At 40.0% G+C, this 19,969-nt stretch carries 19 protein-coding genes and 1 pseudogene; 6 read left to right on the top strand and 14 right to left on the bottom strand.

Features of this window, described 5'->3' with window-relative positions:
• Positions 1-203: 203 nt before the first annotated feature.
• From JWQ54_RS23045 to JWQ54_RS23035, 3 genes are all read right to left on the bottom strand, one after another.
• On the bottom strand, positions 204-617 hold the full coding sequence (locus tag JWQ54_RS23045; protein WP_299589884.1) for a hypothetical protein: 414 nt from the start codon (positions 615-617) through the stop codon (positions 204-206).
• A 362-nt stretch (positions 618-979) separates the two neighbouring features.
• Entirely contained in the window at positions 980-1,672 is a 693-nt protein-coding gene (locus tag JWQ54_RS23040; RefSeq protein WP_299589883.1) for an SIMPL domain-containing protein, read from the bottom strand.
• A gap of 152 nt (positions 1,673-1,824) precedes the next feature.
• On the bottom strand, positions 1,825-2,172 hold the full coding sequence (locus JWQ54_RS23035; protein ID WP_299589881.1) for a hypothetical protein: 348 nt from the start codon (positions 2,170-2,172) through the stop codon (positions 1,825-1,827).
• A 360-nt stretch (positions 2,173-2,532) separates the two neighbouring features.
• Between JWQ54_RS23035 and JWQ54_RS23030 the strand changes: the two genes are divergently transcribed.
• Positions 2,533-4,179: a M28 family metallopeptidase gene (locus JWQ54_RS23030; RefSeq protein WP_299589879.1), complete on the top strand. Its 1,647-nt coding sequence runs from the start codon at positions 2,533-2,535 to the stop codon at positions 4,177-4,179.
• 190 nt (positions 4,180-4,369) lie between these two features.
• On the top strand, positions 4,370-4,651 hold the full coding sequence (locus tag JWQ54_RS23025) for a hypothetical protein (RefSeq protein ID WP_299589877.1): 282 nt from the start codon (positions 4,370-4,372) through the stop codon (positions 4,649-4,651).
• A gap of 142 nt (positions 4,652-4,793) precedes the next feature.
• Here JWQ54_RS23025 and JWQ54_RS23020 read toward each other — a convergent pair whose 3' ends face one another.
• From JWQ54_RS23020 to JWQ54_RS23010, 4 genes are all read right to left on the bottom strand, one after another.
• Positions 4,794-5,180, bottom strand: coding sequence for an NINE protein (locus JWQ54_RS23020; protein ID WP_299589875.1), 387 nt, complete (start codon positions 5,178-5,180; stop codon positions 4,794-4,796).
• Positions 5,181-5,360: 180 nt separating this feature from the next.
• Entirely contained in the window at positions 5,361-5,558 is a 198-nt protein-coding gene (locus tag JWQ54_RS29245; RefSeq protein ID WP_367187130.1) for a type II toxin-antitoxin system HicA family toxin, read from the bottom strand.
• On the bottom strand, positions 5,555-5,779 hold the full coding sequence (locus JWQ54_RS23015) for a type II toxin-antitoxin system HicB family antitoxin (RefSeq protein WP_299589874.1): 225 nt from the start codon (positions 5,777-5,779) through the stop codon (positions 5,555-5,557). The genes JWQ54_RS29245 and JWQ54_RS23015 overlap by 4 nt, the downstream gene beginning before the upstream one ends.
• A 22-nt stretch (positions 5,780-5,801) precedes the next feature.
• Positions 5,802-8,084 carry a glycoside hydrolase family 31 protein gene (locus tag JWQ54_RS23010; protein ID WP_299589873.1) on the bottom strand — a complete coding sequence of 761 codons (2,283 nt, stop codon included), beginning with the start codon at positions 8,082-8,084 and terminating at the stop codon, positions 5,802-5,804.
• Between the two features lie 149 nt (positions 8,085-8,233).
• Between JWQ54_RS23010 and JWQ54_RS23005 the strand changes: the two genes are divergently transcribed.
• Positions 8,234-8,956, top strand: coding sequence for a hypothetical protein (locus JWQ54_RS23005; RefSeq protein WP_299589871.1), 723 nt, complete (start codon positions 8,234-8,236; stop codon positions 8,954-8,956).
• Positions 8,957-9,021: 65 nt separating this feature from the next.
• On the opposite strand, the gene JWQ54_RS23000 is transcribed toward JWQ54_RS23005, so the two are convergent.
• Positions 9,022-9,924: a sugar phosphate nucleotidyltransferase gene (locus tag JWQ54_RS23000; protein WP_299589869.1), complete on the bottom strand. Its 903-nt coding sequence runs from the start codon at positions 9,922-9,924 to the stop codon at positions 9,022-9,024.
• A 108-nt stretch (positions 9,925-10,032) separates the two neighbouring features.
• Positions 10,033-11,157, bottom strand: coding sequence for a M42 family metallopeptidase (locus tag JWQ54_RS22995; RefSeq protein ID WP_299589867.1), 1,125 nt, complete (start codon positions 11,155-11,157; stop codon positions 10,033-10,035).
• Between the two features lie 264 nt (positions 11,158-11,421).
• Between JWQ54_RS22995 and JWQ54_RS22990 the strand changes: the two genes are divergently transcribed.
• Complete coding sequence (locus JWQ54_RS22990) at positions 11,422-13,194, top strand: glycoside hydrolase family 9 protein (RefSeq protein WP_299589866.1); 1,773 nt, start codon at positions 11,422-11,424, stop codon at positions 13,192-13,194.
• Between the two features lie 144 nt (positions 13,195-13,338).
• Here JWQ54_RS22990 and JWQ54_RS22985 read toward each other — a convergent pair whose 3' ends face one another.
• From JWQ54_RS22985 to JWQ54_RS22965, 5 genes and pseudogenes are all read right to left on the bottom strand, one after another.
• Positions 13,339-14,688, bottom strand: coding sequence for a sigma-54 dependent transcriptional regulator (locus JWQ54_RS22985; protein WP_299589865.1), 1,350 nt, complete (start codon positions 14,686-14,688; stop codon positions 13,339-13,341).
• Between the two features lie 140 nt (positions 14,689-14,828).
• Positions 14,829-16,160 carry a Gfo/Idh/MocA family oxidoreductase gene (locus tag JWQ54_RS22980; protein ID WP_299589864.1) on the bottom strand — a complete coding sequence of 444 codons (1,332 nt, stop codon included), beginning with the start codon at positions 16,158-16,160 and terminating at the stop codon, positions 14,829-14,831.
• A 155-nt stretch (positions 16,161-16,315) separates the two neighbouring features.
• Positions 16,316-16,672 carry a DHCW motif cupin fold protein gene (locus tag JWQ54_RS22975; protein ID WP_299589863.1) on the bottom strand — a complete coding sequence of 119 codons (357 nt, stop codon included), beginning with the start codon at positions 16,670-16,672 and terminating at the stop codon, positions 16,316-16,318.
• Positions 16,673-16,852: 180 nt separating this feature from the next.
• Positions 16,853-17,947 (bottom strand): sensor histidine kinase KdpD, encoded by a 1,095-nt coding sequence (locus JWQ54_RS22970; protein WP_299589861.1) that lies wholly within the window; start codon positions 17,945-17,947, stop codon positions 16,853-16,855.
• A gap of 192 nt (positions 17,948-18,139) precedes the next feature.
• Positions 18,140-18,277: pseudogene (locus JWQ54_RS22965) on the bottom strand (YqaE/Pmp3 family membrane protein); the annotation flags it as partial.
• Positions 18,278-18,507: 230 nt separating this feature from the next.
• On the opposite strand from JWQ54_RS22965, the gene JWQ54_RS22960 reads away from it, so the two are divergent.
• Together JWQ54_RS22960 and purU are read left to right on the top strand one after the other, a co-directional pair.
• Positions 18,508-18,999, top strand: coding sequence for a hypothetical protein (locus tag JWQ54_RS22960; RefSeq protein WP_299589859.1), 492 nt, complete (start codon positions 18,508-18,510; stop codon positions 18,997-18,999).
• A gap of 78 nt (positions 19,000-19,077) precedes the next feature.
• On the top strand, positions 19,078-19,905 hold the full coding sequence (gene purU / locus JWQ54_RS22955; RefSeq protein WP_299589857.1) for a formyltetrahydrofolate deformylase: 828 nt from the start codon (positions 19,078-19,080) through the stop codon (positions 19,903-19,905).
• Positions 19,906-19,969 lie beyond the last annotated feature (64 nt).

The raw sequence follows: 19,969 nt of genomic DNA, 5'->3' as shown, positions 1-19,969 counted from the left end.
TTTTATGTTAACGTTTTCCACAAAGTTTTTAGTTTTTAACACCCCCCAGACCCCCCATTTCCAACAATAACAATATTTAATAAAAACTATCTTTGGTAATACAAAGGTAATACAAAGGAAAGGGTCTAATATGTCAGCGAAGGGCATCGCCCTTCGACAATAAGAATGTTATTTGGAAAACACGCCCATTAAGAAATAATCCCTTAATGCGTAACATTAATCACCCATTTTACAATGGATGCATCAACTACAGAGCTAAAAGTATTTAATAGCGATTTGCTTTTTGTTGCTTGTACAAGGTCTTCCCGATATATCAGGTGGTCAACGCCAAGTACTTTTAGAAAACTGTCTGCATTTTCGTTTACTGCGTTTTTGAAACAACAGATTTTTACCTTATCGTAAAATTTATTAACCTTTAGGCGACGAAGGGTTTTTTCCATGTCCTTACCCATAAACTCGTAATCAAACACGATTACATCAGGGCTCATTTCGTAAATAGCCGGAAAAATGCCGCTTGCGGCAGAAATATGCTTTACATTGGTATAATCAGTTAATAACTGATTGGGAAAAATTTCAGGTGCAACCAATAGTACCTTCTTAAAGCGCGTACGGATCATGCTCAGTGACAAATTAGGGTGTATAAATATATATTGTAAAATTCACATTGTCAAATGATTATTACGTTAATTACCCTAAAAAAGGTTGCGGTTTAGTTTAATATTACAAATATTCAAGCAATCGCACTAAAGACGTTGATCAATATTAACTTATAGGAAACATTTTAAAGCTCCGCATCTTATTCTGGATAAGATTTCATAGGAAAATCACTATTGTAACATTTTTATTACAGTACAATAGAATTATTCTTTTTCTTAAAAATTTTTAGATCTTTTTATAAAGATGGAGTCATCTATATATAGGAATAAGGCCAGGTAAACCAGGTGAGTATCAAATAATACTCACCTGATCCCTTTAATAGTTATTTCACAATTTCAAATATCGCGTTGATTTGAAAATTTAACTTTATTGTTTTAAAAGTAATATCTGACTCTGCCGGAGATGCATCAGCTACCATTGCCTTATTAGCATACATCATTGGTCTTGGTGCCTGGTAGTTACCGTTATCAACCTCGGTAATACTTATTGCATCGCCCACCTTATCATTAATGCTGCTCAACAAATAACCTGCTTTTTCCTTTGCTGCAAGTAAAGCTTGTATTTTCAGATCCCGTTTAAGTTCTGTCATTTTTGAATAATCATAGCTTTCAATATTGGTTGACTGAATTCCCTTTGGATCAATTTTATTCAGGATCTGGTTGTACTTATTCAGATCGTGAAATTTAATGCTGTATTGCTTGCTGGCCAAAAAATCAGGTGTTTTTTTCTTGTTGTAGGTATTGTTCCAGGCCGATACATTGTTTACGGTAAAATCCTCTTTAGCTATACCTGCTTCTTTTACTGCATTTTCCAATTGGCTTTCTAACTGATCAATTGTGATCTTTTTTTTGCCATCAAGATATTCCTGTAACGAGATGGAAACGTTAATAATGTCAGGTGTAACTTCCTTTTCGGCAATACCGCTAACCTCAATTTTGCGCCTCAGATCAACACTTTGTGCAAACACACTCCCGGTAAATGTAGCCAGGGCTATTAAAATAAATAATTTTTTCATGGTTGTTATTTTATAAATAGACTATGCCTGCAAAGGTAGGTTTAATTGATATAGTCCAAAAGACTGAAAGTCAGTAGTCCGAAAGATCGGATGTTAAGGCTGGAGGCTTGTATCAGAAAAAAATCTTCAAATTTTAAATAATAATATTCTTATTAAATGGCGCCATCACTTTTAACAATTACCAGGATCCCACTTTTTATCAGGAACATAAAAAAAATACGACTGATAATGGATTTTAGCCAGCTTAATAAACTTTGATGCTGAACTGGTTTTATAATATCTTTTTCCGGCATATTATCAGGATCATCCTGGTCATCCCTGTCGTTCAAAAACAGGTTTTCAATAAGCACTCTTTCGCGAATAGTGGGGTCACGGTTTACTATATCATCCAGCTCGGTTAGCTCGTTAAATGTAGCCTTACCGCTTTTTTGCCTTTTTATTAAAATTTCATAACGGTCCTGTGAAAAGGTGCGCCGTTCCAGTGGTTTGCGATGGCTCATTTTAACATGTCTATTAATCAAATAAAAGCGATCAAACCACGTGCCGTTGTTATAATTATTTGATTAATAAGCAGTTATGAAGATATTAATTATCTGCTTGCACCATTTTGATACAATTGACTGTTCGTTTTCGGGCGGATACAAGAACAGCATCCGGCTTGGTAAAGAATTATTTTAACGTACGAGTCAAGAGAACGGGAATCAAGAGGCAGTAGTGATATGAAAATTTTCAATCGCCACAAATAAATTATTATGCCAACGCTTCCTGGTCTTCGTTTTTCCTGACTCTTGATCTCTTGACTCCTGGATCTTTCCCTCCTGACTCTTTTTACCTACATTTGGCTTATACAACCCCGTAATATGAAGATAAATTATACCCGCATTTTATGCCTTGCAACAGTTGCTTTTTTAGCCGGATGCAAGCAGGATAAAGAAAACACAAACACAATTACCGGCGATGAAATAAAAAGCCATATTGCCGTACTGGCAGATGATTCACTAATGGGCCGCAAACCTTTTACCGCTGGTGAAACAAAAGCCATTGCCTACATTTCATCGCAATTTAAAAAAGAAGGACTTGAGCCCGGCAATAATGGCAGCTATTTCCAGGATGTGCCCATGGTTGAAGTTACCAGCAGGCCATCGGCAACAATGGCCGTGAATGGCGCAAAAGGAAACATCAGCTTAAATTATTTAACCGACTTTGTAGCCTCAACCCGCCGGGAAGTTGACGCTGTACAATTAACAAACTCGCCCCTGGTATTCGCCGGTTATGGGGTTGTGGCTCCTGAGTATCATTGGAACGATTATGCGGGGCTTGATGTAAAAGGCAAAACAGTAGTGGTATTGGTTAACGATCCGGGCTTTAAATCAGGTGATGCTAAATTATTTAAGCAGGATACTATGACCTATTATGGCCGCTGGACGTACAAATACGAAGAGGCCGCCCGCCAGGGTGCAGCAGGGATTATTATTGTGCACCAATCCGAGCCTGCCAGCTATGGCTGGAGTGTTGTAGCCAATAGCTTTACCGGCGCCAAATTGTACCTGCAGCAGCAGGATAAGCATATGTCGCGTTGTAAGGTTGAGGGTTGGATAACTGAGGATGCCGCCAAAAAGCTATTTGCAGCCGCAGGTATTACCGGGGATTTCAGGGCAATAGCACGAAAAAAAGATTTTAAAGCGATCCCTTTAAATCTGAATGCTACTTTAACCGTGCATACTAAATTAAAATACTCAACCTCGCATAACGTGATAGCCGTTTTAAAAGGCAGCACAACACCAGGTGAATGCATATTGTATACTGCGCATTGGGATCACCTGGGTATTGGCAAGCCTGATGCAAAGGGCGACAGCATTTATAATGGTGCAGTTGACAATGCCAGCGGCGTAGCTGCAGTATTAAACGTGGCCAAAGCTTTTGCACAATTAAAAGAAAAGCCTAAACGTTCCATCGTATTTTTAGCGGTAACTGCTGAAGAACAGGGCCTGCTTGGTTCTGAATATTATGCCTCACATCCAATTTACCCGCTTAATAAAACCGTGGCCGATTTAAATATGGACGCTTTGGGTAATTATGGCGAAACAAATAATTTTGCCATAACAGGGAAGGGCCAAAATGACCTGGAAGATTATGTTGCAGAATTTACTAAAGCAGATGGCAAAAAGATAACAGGAGATAAAAACCCTGGTGCTGGCGGTTATTACCGGTCTGATCATTTTAATTTTGCCAAAGTGGGCGTGCCTGCCCTCGACATGAATAACGGCGCTGAAAGCACCGCACATGGCGAAGCATATGGCAAGCAAAAACAAAAGGAATACGGTGAACAGCATTATCACCAGCCATCAGACAGCTATTCGACTGATATGGATGCGAATGGCATGGCACAGGTAGCAAACCTGCTTTTTAAAGTTGGAAACAAACTTGCTAATGAAACCAACTTCCCTGGTTGGAAAAACGGCTCGGAGTTTAAGGCGATTAGGGAGAAATCAATGGAAAAGAAGTGAAGGAAAGGGTTAAGGGCGGAAGATTTTTGTTCCTTGTCATAAAATTTAATTGTTATTATTTACCGATCTATAAAAAACTTTTATGAGCCCACTTTGGCACTTCCTGGCAATGGTTCTTGCTTCTTTCGTTCTGTTCTTCTTAATTATAAGGATAGTAGTAGGGAAACAAGAATTTAGACGAAGGATAACAATGATAATATTACTTTCAATCCTGATAGTAATTATAGGTATGCTGTTCGGGAAATATGGAGCAAACTATGGATTAAAATGGTGGATATACTATCCGGTACCAATGTTGATGAACATTTTGCTGCCTCCCATTATATTAAAAATGGGCTTAAAAAAAACCATTTTGTATTTGTTTCTGAGTTTTCTATCGGCGCCATTGATCCATATATTTTTCTCGTTTTTTTGGGGATGGACTGAATACATGCCTTTTTGGAGTGTGCCTCATATAAAAACAATCTTCTGAATCTAAGCCCGGTATATTAACCCTCCTAATACTGCTGCAAAAGTAAAAACTCCATTCATGTCAATGAATGGAGCTTTTACTTTTCATATATGATGGAGTAAGGGAGTTTTTCAGTTATTATTCATTGCGCTCCCCCGTTGAGTCAGTTATTCATTTTTGCTATCTGGTAACAATCGTAAGCCAGGTGCCTGTTGTAATCATTAGCGATGCTTTTATAACTAATGGCATCTATCAATGTTCCTATTCCCAGGAAACCGCCCGTTAACAAAAAAAGCAAGCCTAATAGTATTTGGTTGGTCATAAATCTTTGAATGCCGGCAAGGCCCAAAAAGCCAAGCAAAGTTGCCGCAAGTATATCGGTAGGGTTCTTTCTGCGGCTGTTGTAAACGGCCATGAAAGTTGTCATTTGGTTTTGGTTTAAGCCGGCAGATGCATGATGAATAAAACTATATTCATCCATAGTCATGCCTGGGAATGCTGCGTCTGAGTTTTGATAGGTGTTCATTTCTGTATCAGTTTTGGTGTTCATTATAAAATCTGATGTAAAACTATATCCCGGACCCAAAATTGGCAATCTGAATTAGGTTAGCAGCAAAAAGAAATCGGTAAAAGGTGGTTTTTGGGCGGTGAAAAAATTTGCAGTGGGGGGCAGTTGATCCTTGCAATAATTTTATGAGATTAGATAAAGTACCCAATTCCTAAATTGTTACTATTCAATCCCGGCTTGTTTTAATATAGTTCGTGCCGTACCATAAGGCAAGTCTTTTTTAGGATGAGGAACTACAGCTCTTTTCTTATTCTGAGGATGAAGAAATATATGATGACTACCTTTTATGCGATCAAGAACAAATCCCGCTTCTTTAAATATACTAATGATATCATGCGAACTATACGCTTTCCTGCTCACGCAAAAACTTGCAAGTTATATTCAAGTACATCTTCATCGGAGGGGATTTCTTCACCATGTTCTTTTAAGCTGTCAATATACAATTCAATAGCTTCCTTTGCATTCAGCTTTGCTTCTTCTAAATCTACACCATAAGTGATACAACCTGGTAATGCGGGAACATTTACAGTATAACCGCCCTCAGGTTCAGGTTTAAGCAATATTTTATAAGATAACGACATATTTAAAGTTAAAGATAATTAGTTAAAAATCAATTTTTATTATTCCTTTGTCATTTTCATACTGGCTGAAACTCTTTCCAGTTTCTTTCGAAATCGAAAAACTCGCAAACCCATGCAACATCAGTTTAATTTTATCATACTTTGATTCAAAAGAACCATCAACTTCCGAAAAACTGATCAATCTATTTTTCGGATCAAAGCTTATTTCTCTTTTATAATATTCCCCTTTTTCATAATCATAAGACGATCCATCATCCTCATAGTAAACAAAGCTGCTTGCTTCATTGCCAAACCACACATTAACCTCCAAAATACCATCGCCTTTTTCATCTGTGCTTTGTATCACATTTTGCATTGGGATAATTGCGCCTGCTTTAATAAATACGGGCAGATCAGTTAACGGCGCTTCAGCAATAATAGCCTTGTCGCCGGTGTAATTTTCTTCTGTACTTAGTCGGTACCATTCGCCTTGAGGCAGGTAAACCTCTGCGGTAAACCTGGTACTTTCAACCGGGGCAACCATTATAGCATCGCCAAATAAAAACTGGTTATGATATTTTACATCGAATACGTTTTCGTTATCTGTATAATTTATAGCGAGCGTACGGCTTAAGGGCATCCCTGTTTTATGGGATTGATAGAAGCCTGAATAAATATATGGCAGCAAACGGTAACGCAGCTCAATATCTTTTTTAATTATAGCCTCATTTTCCTTACCCCAGCACCATGGCTCGCGCATTTTAGTGCCCTGCATGGCATGATTACGAAACATTGGGGTATATACGCCCAGCGAGTTCCAGCGTACCATCAGCGCAGGTGTCGGGTCGCCGGTAAAGCCGCCAATATCAACACCAATTAATGACATACCTGTTATCCCCAAGCTGTTCACCATCCGCTGTCCAAGCAGCATATGGGCATCATAGGCAGAATTATCTCCTGTCCACACCGCTGAGTAGCGCTGTGTGCCTGAATAGGCCGCACGGGTAAGTACAAACGGGCGCTTATTGTCAGGGATCTTCCTGATTCCTTCATAAGTGGCGCGTGCCATCTGCATCCCATAGGCATTGCGTACTTCGGGCATGTAGTATTCGCCGAATTTTACCAGCCAAGGCATGTTTTGTCCCCAGGCGGCAGGTTCGTTCATATCATTCCAAAAACCTTCTACACCGGGTTCGGTCAATGCGGTGAATGATGTGCCCCACCAATCCTGTACATCATCCCTGAAAAAGTCGGGAAAATGACAGCGGCCCGGCCATACATCAGTAATGTATTTTTCGCCATTAAGATAGGTGGCAAAATAATCTTTAGCCACGCCCTCATCATATTGCTTGTAACCGGGCTCAACTTTAATGCCCGGATCAACAATGGTAACCAGGTGAAAGTTCATGGCTTTTAGTTTGTCAATTAATCCCTTCGGGTCGGGGAAAGTTTCTTTATTCCAGGTGAAGATCTTAAACCCGTCCATGTAATCTATATCGCAATAGATCACATCTGCCGGAATCTTTTCCTTGCGGAAGTTTTCGGCAATATCCAGCACTTCAGCGGCGCTCATATAGCTCCAGCGGCATTGCTGGTAACCCAGGCTCCATAAGGGCGGCATTTCCATGCGACCGGTTAGCCAGGTATAATCTTCAATAATTTTTTCAACACTTTGTGCTCCAAAAAAATAATAGTTCATATCGCCGCCATCAGCTCCAAACCAACTCATTTGTTCATCGGTTGTTGCACCAAAATCAAAGTAGCTTTTATGAGTATTGTCGAAAAAGATTCCATAAGTAAGGCCATTATGCAGGCCAATAAAAAATGGAAAGGTCTTATAAAGCGGATCGGCATCAACACCGTGTAAAGCGGCATCGGTATTCCAGTTCACATAACTGCTACCCCGCCGGTTCAGGTTGCCGGTTTTTTCACCCAGGCCGATAAACTTTTCATCGGGATAGAGCTTACGGTAATTAATCACCCTTTCGCTTTGCCAGTTGATACCAAACCGCTCATCATCCTCGCTTAATACTTTTCCATCGGCAGTATAAAAATTAAAGCGTAGCGGCGATTTGCTAACGCGAAGCTTTAATGCGGAAGTAGTTAGGACGATCTCGTCATCAGATTCTGTATAATCAAATCTGTCAGCCGGGTTTTGGATTACCGCGAAAGAGGTGTCATTTTTATCAAATGACTTACTTACATTAATCCTGATAACTGAGGGACTGTAAACCCATACATGTGCTACAGCTTCTTTGGTTTTTATGATAAGAACATTGCCCTGCTTATTGACACTTTTGGTATTTCCTAATATTTCGGTTTGCATATTGTTGCTCTGATAGTAACTATTAAGGTAACGGATGAAGCAGGATAACGTTTTATTGAATTGATAATAGATAATTCAAAGCATACATGCTGTTAAAAAAAGTTAAAGATTATAATTAAACCATTTGTAAGCTTAATTTTATTAATGATATGACTATCAATAGAATAATACTATTTGGTGTTGTTACCTTATGTGTTTTTAATAAAGCTGGCGCACAAACAGCAAAACTACAGCAGGGGCTATTGCTAAAAAGCAATACAAACATCAGGTTAGGTAGTGTAACGGTTTTAAATAAACGGACCTTAAGTAATGCCAGGTCAAGTATGTTTGGCGTGTTTGGTATTTTGGCGCAGCCTGGTGATACCCTGGAATTTAAGAGCGATAATTACCAGGTAACAAATTTTGTAGTTGCAGATTTTACAGATAAAGTAATTTTTATGGCGCCTGTAATTCAATTGGAAGAAGTTGTTATTAAAGAAAATTCAATAAAAAGTGAAATAAAAGAAGCCCGGAACGGTTATAGAAGAAAAAGTGTGTTTTATACGGGAACACCTCACTATTATTATCTTTTTCTAAAACCGATGACCTTTATTTATGAGAATTTTAAAAGCGAAGTAAAGGATGCCAGAAGGTTTAACAGGTATGCCAGAAAAGAACTGGCATCGTACAAGGTTGCCGAACGTTTTAATGATGCTGCTATAAAAAGAGTTGTTCCCATTAAAGACACAGAGCTGGAGGATTTTAAATCAGCTTATATGCCAACTTTAAATCAAATAAATGCGTGGAATGATTATGATTTAATCAATTATATAAAAAGCGCCTATATCGATTTTGAAAAAAGCGGCATAAAACATAATGAAGTAACTTTTTAAACGGATCCTGTCTAAACAAAAAATCCCGCGGTTAAGCAGGATTTCAATTTCAAATATCAATGGATTTAATCCCAAAGATTAGCCGGGTAAGTGCCATTTTCCACCAATTCTGAGATGCATTTTTGTACAATAGGTTTATCTTCTTTATAAGTTACGCCAAACCATTTTGATGCTGTGGGGATCACTTTAAATGATGCCTGTCCGCTTTTTATTAATTGATCAGCTACTATGGGAATAAAAAACTCCGACTTTGGATTGCTTTCATTCGCTTCAACAAAGGCTTTAAACATGGGTTCGCTTTGTTTAAACACAGCAGGGGTAAAGCCCCAAAAGTTCATTGATACCCTGGTGTCGCTGCTCAGCGGATGTTCGCCGGTAGCGTCTCTATAAGCCACACTGCCGTCTTCTTTAAAATAAACCTCTGTGCGCTCATTTATTTCAACCATGTTGCCATCATCATCTACCTTACAAACCCCGCGTGATACGGTTCCGTAATCTGATAAAGTCCGGTCTATCTGGTATCCGATAATTGAATATTTATCGTCAGCCACCTCTGTAGTTAAAAACTTAGCCATTTTTTCAAATGAATCATAGCCATAAAAATCATCTGCATTAATTACACAAAAAGGCTCATGTACCTGGTTGCGTGCCGCTAATACTGCATGTGCAGTACCCCATGGTTTGGCACGTTCAATTTCTTTATCAATACCAAAAGGCTTTAGATCAAAGCTTTGAAAAACATAATCAGTTTCAATACGGCCTTTTAGCTTTGGCTCAAAAATAGCCTTAAATGGCTCAGCAAACTCCTCGCGAATAATGAAGCTTATTTTTCCGAATCCGGCCTTAATAGCATCATAAATGGAATAATCAATTATAGTTTCGCCATTGGGGCCAAAACCATCAATTTGTTTCATGCTTCCATAGCGGCTGGCCATACCTGCGGCCAAAATCAGTAATGTAGGTTTCATATGTTTTTCAGATGTGTCATATTAAATGTAAATATGACATTTTTATTTAATTATTATTTGTAATAATGTATAAAATGGTAAAATGTTTTTCTCTTTTTAGAGAGCGGGTTATTTAATATACCTGAAATCCTGCCCGGCCTTTATGTTTAATAAGGCTTCATATATCAAACGGATCACATTATCAACGTCCTCTTTATGGATCATCTCAACCGTAGTGTGCATATAACGCAGCGGCAATGAGATCAGTGCTGAAGGCACACCATCATTTGAATAGGCAAAAGCATCGGTATCGGTACCTGTTGAACGTGATGAAGCCTGGCGCTGAAAAGGGATCTTAGCTTTTTCTGCGGATTCTATCAGTAATTTATTCAGGTTGTTTTGTACCGCAGGGGCATAAGATACTACCGGGCCACGACCGCAAGCAAGGTCGCCCTGGGTTATCTTGTTGATCATTGGCGTTTGGGTATCATGCGTAACATCAGTAACAATGGCCACGTTTGGCTTAATGTGATGTGCTATCATTTCGGCCCCGCGTAAACCTATTTCTTCCTGCACGGCATTTACTATGTACAGGCCGAATGGTAATTTTACTTTATTTTCTTTAAGCAAGCGTGCTACTTCGGCTATCATAAAGCCACCTGCACGGTTATCCAGCGCACGTCCAACATAATAGCGGTCGTTAAGCACCATAAACTCATCTTCGTAAGTGATAACGCAGCCTACATGGATCCCTAATTTTTCAACCTCATCTTTTGAAGTGCAGCCGCAATCCAAAAAGATGTTTTTAAGGGTTGGAGCCTCTTCCTTTTCGCCTGCATTGCGGGTATGAATAGCGGGCCATCCAAAAACAGCTTTTACTATTCCTTTATCGGTATGGATATTTACCCTTTTTGACGGTGCTATCTGGTGATCAGAACCGCCGTTGCGGATAACATAGATCAGTCCATCATTCGTAATATAGTTTACAAACCACGAGATCTCATCTGCGTGAGCCTCAATAACCACTTTATATTCCGCTTTTTTGTTGATAATGCCTACAGCCGTTCCGTAGTTATCTACATAATAGTCGTCGATATATGGCTTCAAATAATCAAGCCATAATTCCTGGCCTTTCCATTCAAAACCGGTAGGTGAAGGGTTGTTTATATATTTTTCGAAGAATGATAATGATTTATCATTTACAACAGCAATATGCTTAGGGGTATCAGGAGTATCAGTTTTTTTCTTAGCCATATTTTTTAAAATGCCTCTGTTAGAAGATGGGGGCAAATATAATGATATTGCCGAAAGGCAGAAATAGAATTTAGCTTAAGCCCCTAATTGTTAAGGAGGTAAACTTAAATCATCGTTACTGCCAAATCATGCTTAAGTATATCTTTTTTGTTTTTAATGGGTGACTATATACAGGTGTAGCCACCCTACAATTCTACTACTATTGTATTAACTGCATGCTTTTTACAAAATAGCACCTATCTTTCGCTATAAATCAAATAAGCCATGAAATTTCCTGCTGTTTTACTGTCTGTTGCTCTTTCAGTTTTATCATTTATGGGCTTTGCCCAGCCTGTTATTTATGCAAACCAAATAGGTTTTGATTCGAAAGGCCCTAAAATAGCGGTGGTAAGTTTGGATCATAAACTTACTCGCAAAACCATATTTAACCTTGTAAATATTGCAACTAACAAACCGGAGTTTACAGGTGTGTTGAGCGGCCCCCAAATTATTGATGAATGGACACCCGGCAAAGTATATTACCAGGCCGATTTTTCATCATATAAAAAAACAGGAAAATACAGTGTTCAAATAATTTTTGAAGGGAAAACTTATAAGTCATATCCATTTAAAATTGAGGAGGATGCATTGGCAAAGCTTACCATCTCGTCTATCGTTCATTATTATAATAAACAAAGGGCCAATACCCCGCAAGAACTGGCAGCGGATGTACACATGCACTTACAGGGCGGCGGAGACAAAACTGTTGACATGCATGGCGGTTGGTGCGATGCATCAGGCGATGTGAGCAAATATTTTTCGCATTTGGCTTATGCGAATTTTATGTCGCCACAGCAAACGCCGCTGGTTACGTGGTCAATGGTGAGCGCTTCCGAAGCTATCCCGGGCTTGCTAAAGAAATGGAACGTTAAAGATACATTGGATAATGAAGCATTGTACGGAGCAGACTATATGATGCGTGCACTATCAAAGGATGATTATTTTTATATGATTATTTTCAGCTACTTTAATAAAGACCCTAACGCCCGTAGGATAGTGGGCTTGAGGGCCAATAGTGTTACCACCGATGAGTACCAATGTGCTTTCCGCGAAGGCGGAGGGATGGCAATTGCTGCGCTGGCCCGCATCTCTCAATGGAAAAAGAATGGCGAATTTACTTCGCAGCAATATCTTGATGGCGCCAAGCGAGCGTTTGCTCACCTGCTTATAAACAATACTAAGTATGATGATGATGGTAAAGAAAACATCATTGACGATTATTGTGCCCTTATGGCTGCAACCGAGTTGTGGATAGCAACTGATGATACGCTGTATCGCGATGAAGCAAGAAAGAGAGCGCAAAATCTGAATAAAAGAATGTCAACCGGGGGCTATTTTATTGCCAACGATGCCAATCGCCCATACTGGCATGCATCAGATGCTGGTTTACCGGTAGTGGCCCTATCCCGCTATTTAACAAAGGAAAAGGATGAGGCGCAGCGAACCGCAGCCTTAAGTACTATTAAAAAAGCACTGGATTATAACCTTGTTGTAACCAGTAAAGTAAACAATCCGTTTGGCTATGCACGGCAATCATTTTTGTATAAGGGGGCGGTTAAGGATGGCTTTTTTATTCCGCATGATAATGAAACCGGGTGGTGGTGGCAGGGTGAAAATGCCCGCTTAGGCTCATTGGCCGCTGCGGCATTGGTTGGCGGTAAGCTGGTATATTCTGGCAAAGAGAATTGGGGCGTTAAGGATTCACTGGCAGTTTTTGCTTCGCAGCAGGTATCGTGGATCCTGGGCTGCAATCCTTATTCCATGTGTTTTATGTATGGGTTCGGAAAAAACAATGTGCCTTATATGCATTCAAACTTTGGGCATGGATCCGAAAAAGGCGGCATCTCCAACGGGATAACCGGTAAAAAAGATAACGGTGATGGCAGCGGCATAGATTATAAAACAGAAGATAACGGCAATGAATGGCGCTGGACCGAACAATGGATCCCTCATGCTGCCTGGTTTTTGCAAGCGATCTCGGCAATGGCGGAGAAATGATGTGCGGATGTGCGGATATGCAAATGTGCGGATGATTAATCACCACGTCATTCCCGCTTGCATGGCGTAAACTTAGCATATGGTGTGCTGAAACAGCATGCATGACATTATTCCGCATTTGGCATTCCGACTTCCGCATTCAATCTACTCCAACCCGTAATCCTTCAGTTTGCGGTATAAGGTGGCTATACCTATATTAAGCAGGCGGGCTGCTTCGGCGCGATTGCCGCGGGTATGGTTAAGTACGCGCTGGATATGTATTTTTTCTACAGATGCGAGATCAAATGCTGACAATGAATTACCGGCTTGTGCAGTTTGTGGCCCCTGCATTTCATAAGGCAGCAGTGTTTCGTCTAAAATATTTTCATCGGCCAAAATAACAGCGCGCTCAATAATATTTTTCAGTTCGCGGATATTACCCGGCCAGTTATAAGCCTCCAGTTTTTCTATAAGCTTATCGCTTAAACCGGCAATTTGTTTTTTAACCTTTGCACCAAAGTAGTGCATAAAGTATTCAGCCAGCAGCTTAATATCTTTTTTGCGGTCGCGCAGGGCCGGCAGTGTGATCTGGAACACGGATAAGCGGTAATACAGGTCAGACCGGAAGCCTTCTTTACCAACCTCGGCCTGCAAATTCCGGTTTGTTGCCGCCAAAATGCGCACATTGACCTGGGTAGGCTTTGTATCGCCAATTTTAATAAACGATTGCGACTCCAATACTCTTAACAGTTTGGCCTGCAGGTCGTGATCGAGCTCTCCTATCTCATCCAAAAAAATAGTGCCACCGTTGGCTTCTTCAAAAAGTCCCTTTTTATCTTTTATAGCGCCGGTAAATGCTCCGGCTTTGTGGCCAAAGAGCTCGCTTTCCAGCAGCTCTTTGGTAAAGGCGCTGCAATTTACCGCTACAAATGATTTTGCATTGCGCGGACTTGCCTGGTGGATAGCTTCGGCAAAGATCTCTTTACCGGTGCCGGTTTCGCCCAATAATAAAACGGTGGTATCGGTTAATGCTACTTTTTGGGCCAGTTTTATGACATCGCCTATAGCGGCAGATCTACCTATAAGCCTTTCAAAACCAAATTTGCTGTTCAGCTTCTTTTCAAGCTCTAAAACTTTTTGCTGTAAAAGGGCCTTATCCATGGCCTTGCTTACCAGCGGGATTATCTTTTCGTTATCATCCCCTTTGGTAATATAATCAAACGCACCGCCTTTTATGGCTTTAACACCATCGTTTATGGTGCCAAAAGCAGTTAACACTATAATTTCAGTAGCCGGCCAGCTAGCTTTTATTTGCGATGTAAGCTCAATCCCATTAATATCAGGTAATTTAACGTCACTGATAACTACAGGTATCGGCTCATGCTGTAATTTTTTTAATGCCTCCTTTCCGTTTGATGCTACCAGCACATCATAACCTTCCAGCTGAAGGATCCGGGCCAGCAGGTTGCGCAGGCGTTCCTCATCGTCAATAATTAACAGCTTATCTTTTTGCATGATATGATGCAAATGTGGAATATTATTTCGGAATTATAAAGAGGCGCTGCTTAAAACAAACGTCATGCCGACCAGTTGATGGACGGCATGACGTTAATCAAAATTAAATAAATCCGAAATCGAAAATCCGAGTTCCGAAATCAAACCTTCGGCAGCTTATACCCATTATGATATTCCTTCATCAGGTATTCTTTATTAATGGCCTTATCAGTAAATTCATGAGCAGCTTCGTTCCACTCTAATTTTTTACCGCTACGGTAAGCGATGTTTCCCATTTGTGCAACGGTTGCTACATGGGCGCCTGCCTGTATGGGGCAATGCAGATCGTCCATTTTGCGCGATTTTACTACGCTTACAAAGTTTTCCCAATGTTTATCCAACCCATCGTCAGACTTTGCTACAAAAGGCTTGCTCACCTTGTTGCCGCTTTGACGTTCTTCAATTACTTCCCAGCCATTGCGATTTAAAATAAGAGTACCATTATTACCGATATAGGCAATGCCATGATCCTTGTTATAGGACCCATTATCAATTCCCATTGCCGAATCCCAAACCATGTTAAAGCCATCAAACTCATACAGCGTGGTAAGAGTATCCGGTGTTTCTTCTGATAGCTCGGGATAAGCAAACCGTCCGCCTAAGGCTGAGACTGATTTTGGGATAGGCGATTTCATACCCAGTAAACCATAATCCAGTAAATGTACACCCCAGTCGGTCATCAGGCCTCCGGCATAATCCCAAAACCAGCGGAAGTTAAAATGAAAACGGCTCGCGTTAAACGGAACTGTTTTTGCCGGACCAAGCCACGAAGCATAATTAACACCGGCAGGCGGCGCACTATTTGGCACTATTGCTCCCGGTTTCATCCAGCCCTGGTAACACCAAACCTTTACAGTTCGTATATTCCCCAACTGCCCGCTTTGCACAAAATCAACCGCATCTTTAAAATGCTGCTGGCTGCGTTGCCACTGGCCTGCCTGTACCACTTTATTATAGCGCTGCTGGGCGTTCACCATTGCCCTGCATTCTCCTATTGAATTACCAACAGGTTTTTCAACATAAACATCTTTACCAGCCTCTACGGCGTGTATCATTATCAGGGCGTGCCAATGGTCGGGTGTGCCGATAACAACGGCGTCAACATCTTTTTGGTCCAGCAACTGGCGGTAGTCTTCAAATTTTTTAATTTTTGAGGTATCATAGCCTGTTTTGGCTAAATCGGCCAGCCGCTTATCTATCACATTTTTATCTACATCGCAAACAGCCACCAGGTTTACTCCCGGCACTTTTAATGCCGCCATCACATCTGCCCAGCCCATGCCATTTATACCAATAGCACCAATATTCAGTTGGTCGCTTGGCGCAATACCACTTTTAAAAATGGCAAAAGCCTGGTTATTTAAAGCTGATGCTAACAGGCTGCCACCGGCTACGATGGCAGATTTTTGTAAAAAATCTCTACGGGAACTCATACGATTAGTGTTATTTGGTTGTGATAAATTTAGGATTAATTTCGTGATAAACAAGTGTCTAAACAACAATTATAACACGATTTAAGGATTGGAAGAATTTTCAGGATTCTTTAAATTGATTTAATCACGAAAATCAAAAAATCCCTGAATCGTGTTTAAATAGTGTTTGTGTTCAAAAAATCACCGTCAACAATTAGCAGCTTAACACCGTTTTCAGTGATTGAGCGATGGGAACTTAAATCATCCGACACAATATAACTCATGCCTTTAGTTAGCCGAAAGCTTTCACCCGTCTGCATCTCGGTTGTAAATTCGCCTTCCAGGCAATAAACAATATGCCCCTTTTTGCACCAATGATCTGCCAGGTACCCTGGGCTGTATTCAACAACCCTTACCCGTAGACCTTTAAACTGAATAGTTTGCCACCAGGCCGTGCCTGTTGTGCCGGGATGAGTTGTTTTGTCAATATCGTCCCAGTTGATGGTTTGGAAAGGGATGTTTGTGGATTGCATATTTATCATTTTAATATCAGAGGAAGTCATGCTGCTTGTTTCAGCAACTCACAGGACAAGCCATGTAACCGGTCTAAACCATGCCCGATCAACTTGTATAGGGTAGACTTAGCATGTGGGGTGCTGAAATAAATTCAGCATGACATATCGGGTTTAACTCCGAAATCTATCATCCGAAAATTAAGCCTCCACTTTTTCTAAATAAACTATAAACTCCGCGCCCTCGCCCGGTTTACTTTGCACTTCAAGCCGGCCATTGTTGGCATCAACAAATTGCTTAATTAAACCCAGCCCTATTCCTGCACCTACTTCATTATTTGTACCATTACCTGAAATATCCTTGCCTGTTATTTTAAAAAGCTTTTCCATTTTTTGAGGCAAAATTCCAATGCCATTATCATTAACATGTATAGCAAGGTAATCGTCATCATCAGTATAAAACACTTCAATTGTACCGCCATGTGGGGTAAATTTTATGGCGTTGCCAATGAGGTTATGAAAAATAATTTTCACGTGGTTTAAATCTGCCAATATCCATTTTTCGCCTTCGTAATTGTGCCGGAGGTTGATATGTTTGTTTTTTGCCAGGAAATTTGATAACTGGAGTATTTCATTAATAACTTCGGTAACATTAAGTGTTACCAGGTCGGTTTTAATGCCTGATTGTTGGCTATCTGCCCAAACCAGTAAATTGTTCACCATCAGGTTAACCAGGCTTAGCTGCTGATAAAAGCTATTGAGGATCTCCTTTTGTTCACCGGCTGACATCTCGCCTGTCCTGACGCTATCCATTGTTTGCAAAATTGCAGCAAAAGGACTGCGAAGGTCATGGCTGATAACTGAAAAAAGCATGTCCTTTGTATGATTGAGCTGGTGCAGCGTTTCCCTTTGTTGTGTGATCTCCGCTTTTTGCAAGGCAATATCAGCATTTTGTTTTTGAAGCACTTTATTCAAGCCTGTTTTTTGGCGATTGCTGCGGATGATAAGGAATATAAAAATGACAACAAACAGCGCTATCACGTTCCTGAACCAAAATAACTTGTTCCTAAACGCAATGACTTGCTCTTTAATTTTTAATTCGTTTACAAGCCATTCATTATCTGCCTGCCGCCTTAAATGGACATTGTTTGTATCTGAAGTATAATTTGAGGCGGAGCGGGCCTTTTGCCCTTTATTTAACAAGTCAGTACTACCCGGCTGGGCAAAGCTTGTAAAACATAAAAATGTTAATAGCGGTATAAAAATATACCTCGATGAAAATTTGTTAAAAAGCATTTATAAAACCAGTAGGGATGGGCAATGTTTAAATCAGCGGTGAAAATAGGGATTATAGCTAAGTATGCCAAGAGAACACTTGGTATTTATTGCTGATTACCAGTTATTTTAGGAATTTAAACATATTTAATACCCTCTGCGGGCCACGCGCATTAGTTGCCGGTGGCGCTTGTCATCATAATATTTTGTGGTAACCAAAACGGCATGTATAATGCCAGGTACCCAAAAAAATAATGTGAGCAGGATATTTAATATAAATGCGCCAATCTTCCCGGTAGTTAATATAGCTATCGGCGGGCATAAAAAACATAAAAAGTATCGCATAATCATTTTTTAAGCAAAAAGCTTAAGCTAATATAATTACCAGCTTTATATTTTGATAATGATTATCACGTTTTGTTACAACTCATGAAATAATGGTTTAACTGATGGAGTTCTCTGATCCTTATTAACATTGTACGTTAAAACAGTTCTATCCTACAATTACCCAATCAACCATCCTCTCAATCGCTGTAATCTAATATTTGCATGAAATTTGCTCTGTATTTAAAAAACATATCATGGAAAAAATCATGTGGTTTCTTAGTCTTTTGTTTGCAGGGCTTACTTTAGCACCCGCAATGGCCCATTTGCTGGAAATGCCCCAAAAAATGGAATTATCTATGGAGAATTATAAGGTTGTACAAGCCATTTACCGCGGATGGTCGCTTTTAGGAGTTCTGCAAATTGGCGCTATTGTATTTACTTTCATTTTATTGTTTTATGTAAGGCAAAAACTTATTGTTTTCAGGCTTACGCTTGCTGCATTTTTATGTTTAGCTATAACTATAGTTATATTTTTTATATTCACCTATCCGGCTAATGCAGCTACCAGCAATTGGACAATATCACCTAAAAACTGGGTAGCGCTCAGGCAGCAATGGGAATATTCCCATACAGGCAACGCTGTGCTTGAACTCATCTCTTTTATTTTATTAATATTGGGTGTATTGAACAAAGAAGATGAACCCTTACCGCCAGGATCATCATTATTAGGTGCCCGCATTTATTGATATTAATATAGAATTGTAAGATATTAATTCCTAACATCACATCAATTTATATCTTTACCATACTTTCCATCCCAAAGTATGATCATCGTAATTCAATGTATTGACCGCGTCGGACTTGTGGCATCTGTATCAGCCATATTGGCAAAAAACCTTTTTAATATAGTTTCATTACGCGAGCATGTGGACCAGGCCGATAACCTGTTTTTTATGCGCCTTGAAGTTACCTTTGGCGACGACGGCTCAAAGCTTGAAAAACAATTGCGTAAAGTGCTGCCTGATGATGCTACTATTTTAATAAATCCTCTTCCCGATAAAAAAGTAGTAGTAATGGTAACCAAAGATTACCATTGTCTTGCTGATATACTGATCCGCAATTATTTTAGTACGCTTGGCGCAACGGTGCAATGTGTTATCGGCAACCATACCGTGCTTGAAGATATTTGTAAACGGTTTGATATGCCTTTTTTCACTATATCGCATGAGCGGGTAAGTAAAGAAGCCTTTGAAGAAGAAATTGCGAAAACTGTTGATCAATATAAACCTGATTATATTGTCCTGGCTAAATTTATGCGGATCCTGTCACCTAATCTGGTAGCAAAATTCCCAATGCGGATCATCAATATCCATCATTCCTTTTTGCCGGCATTTATTGGAGCCAGTCCATACAGGCAGGCTTTTGAGCGCGGCGTAAAACTAATTGGCGCAACAGCTCACTTTGTATCAAATGAACTGGATGAAGGGCCAATTATCACCCAGCAGATCATTTCGGTAAACCACTCTTTTACAGCAGCAGATATGGTAAAGGCGGGGAAAGAAATTGAAACCTCGGTACTGGCAAAGGCGCTTAAGCTTGTGTTTGAGGATAGGGTATTTGTGTATAAGAATAAAACGGTGGTATTTGAATAGCACCTTTTTGATCTCAGTGACACAGAAATCTAAGCATGCATGTATTATTTTATGATTGCTTTAA

This window comes from Mucilaginibacter sp., assembly GCF_028288225.1.
In the GTDB taxonomy this organism is placed as follows: Bacteria; Bacteroidota; Bacteroidia; order Sphingobacteriales; family Sphingobacteriaceae; genus Mucilaginibacter.
This window is presented reverse-complemented; position numbering and strand designations above follow the sequence as displayed.

Bases quoted from the DNA above. Each gene is read 5' to 3' on its own strand.
- JWQ54_RS23045 (WP_299589884.1), bottom strand. From the start codon at position 617: ATGATCCGTACGCGCTTTAAGAAGGTACTATTGGTTGCACCTGAAATT.
- JWQ54_RS23040 (WP_299589883.1), bottom strand. From the start codon at position 1,672: ATGAAAAAATTATTTATTTTAATAGCCCTGGCTACATTTACCGGGAGT.
- JWQ54_RS23035 (WP_299589881.1), bottom strand. From the start codon at position 2,172: ATGAGCCATCGCAAACCACTGGAACGGCGCACCTTTTCACAGGACCGT.
- JWQ54_RS23030 (WP_299589879.1), top strand. From the start codon at position 2,533: ATGAAGATAAATTATACCCGCATTTTATGCCTTGCAACAGTTGCTTTT.
- JWQ54_RS23025 (WP_299589877.1), top strand. From the start codon at position 4,370: ATGATAATATTACTTTCAATCCTGATAGTAATTATAGGTATGCTGTTC.
- JWQ54_RS23020 (WP_299589875.1), bottom strand. From the start codon at position 5,180: ATGAACACCAAAACTGATACAGAAATGAACACCTATCAAAACTCAGAC.
- JWQ54_RS23015 (WP_299589874.1), bottom strand. From the start codon at position 5,779: ATGTCGTTATCTTATAAAATATTGCTTAAACCTGAACCTGAGGGCGGT.
- JWQ54_RS23010 (WP_299589873.1), bottom strand. From the start codon at position 8,084: ATGCAAACCGAAATATTAGGAAATACCAAAAGTGTCAATAAGCAGGGC.
- JWQ54_RS23005 (WP_299589871.1), top strand. From the start codon at position 8,234: ATGACTATCAATAGAATAATACTATTTGGTGTTGTTACCTTATGTGTT.
- JWQ54_RS23000 (WP_299589869.1), bottom strand. From the start codon at position 9,924: ATGAAACCTACATTACTGATTTTGGCCGCAGGTATGGCCAGCCGCTAT.
- JWQ54_RS22995 (WP_299589867.1), bottom strand. From the start codon at position 11,157: ATGGCTAAGAAAAAAACTGATACTCCTGATACCCCTAAGCATATTGCT.
- JWQ54_RS22990 (WP_299589866.1), top strand. From the start codon at position 11,422: ATGAAATTTCCTGCTGTTTTACTGTCTGTTGCTCTTTCAGTTTTATCA.
- JWQ54_RS22985 (WP_299589865.1), bottom strand. From the start codon at position 14,688: ATGCAAAAAGATAAGCTGTTAATTATTGACGATGAGGAACGCCTGCGC.
- JWQ54_RS22980 (WP_299589864.1), bottom strand. From the start codon at position 16,160: ATGAGTTCCCGTAGAGATTTTTTACAAAAATCTGCCATCGTAGCCGGT.
- JWQ54_RS22975 (WP_299589863.1), bottom strand. From the start codon at position 16,672: ATGCAATCCACAAACATCCCTTTCCAAACCATCAACTGGGACGATATT.
- JWQ54_RS22970 (WP_299589861.1), bottom strand. From the start codon at position 17,947: ATGCTTTTTAACAAATTTTCATCGAGGTATATTTTTATACCGCTATTA.
- JWQ54_RS22960 (WP_299589859.1), top strand. From the start codon at position 18,508: ATGGAAAAAATCATGTGGTTTCTTAGTCTTTTGTTTGCAGGGCTTACT.
- purU (WP_299589857.1), top strand. From the start codon at position 19,078: ATGATCATCGTAATTCAATGTATTGACCGCGTCGGACTTGTGGCATCT.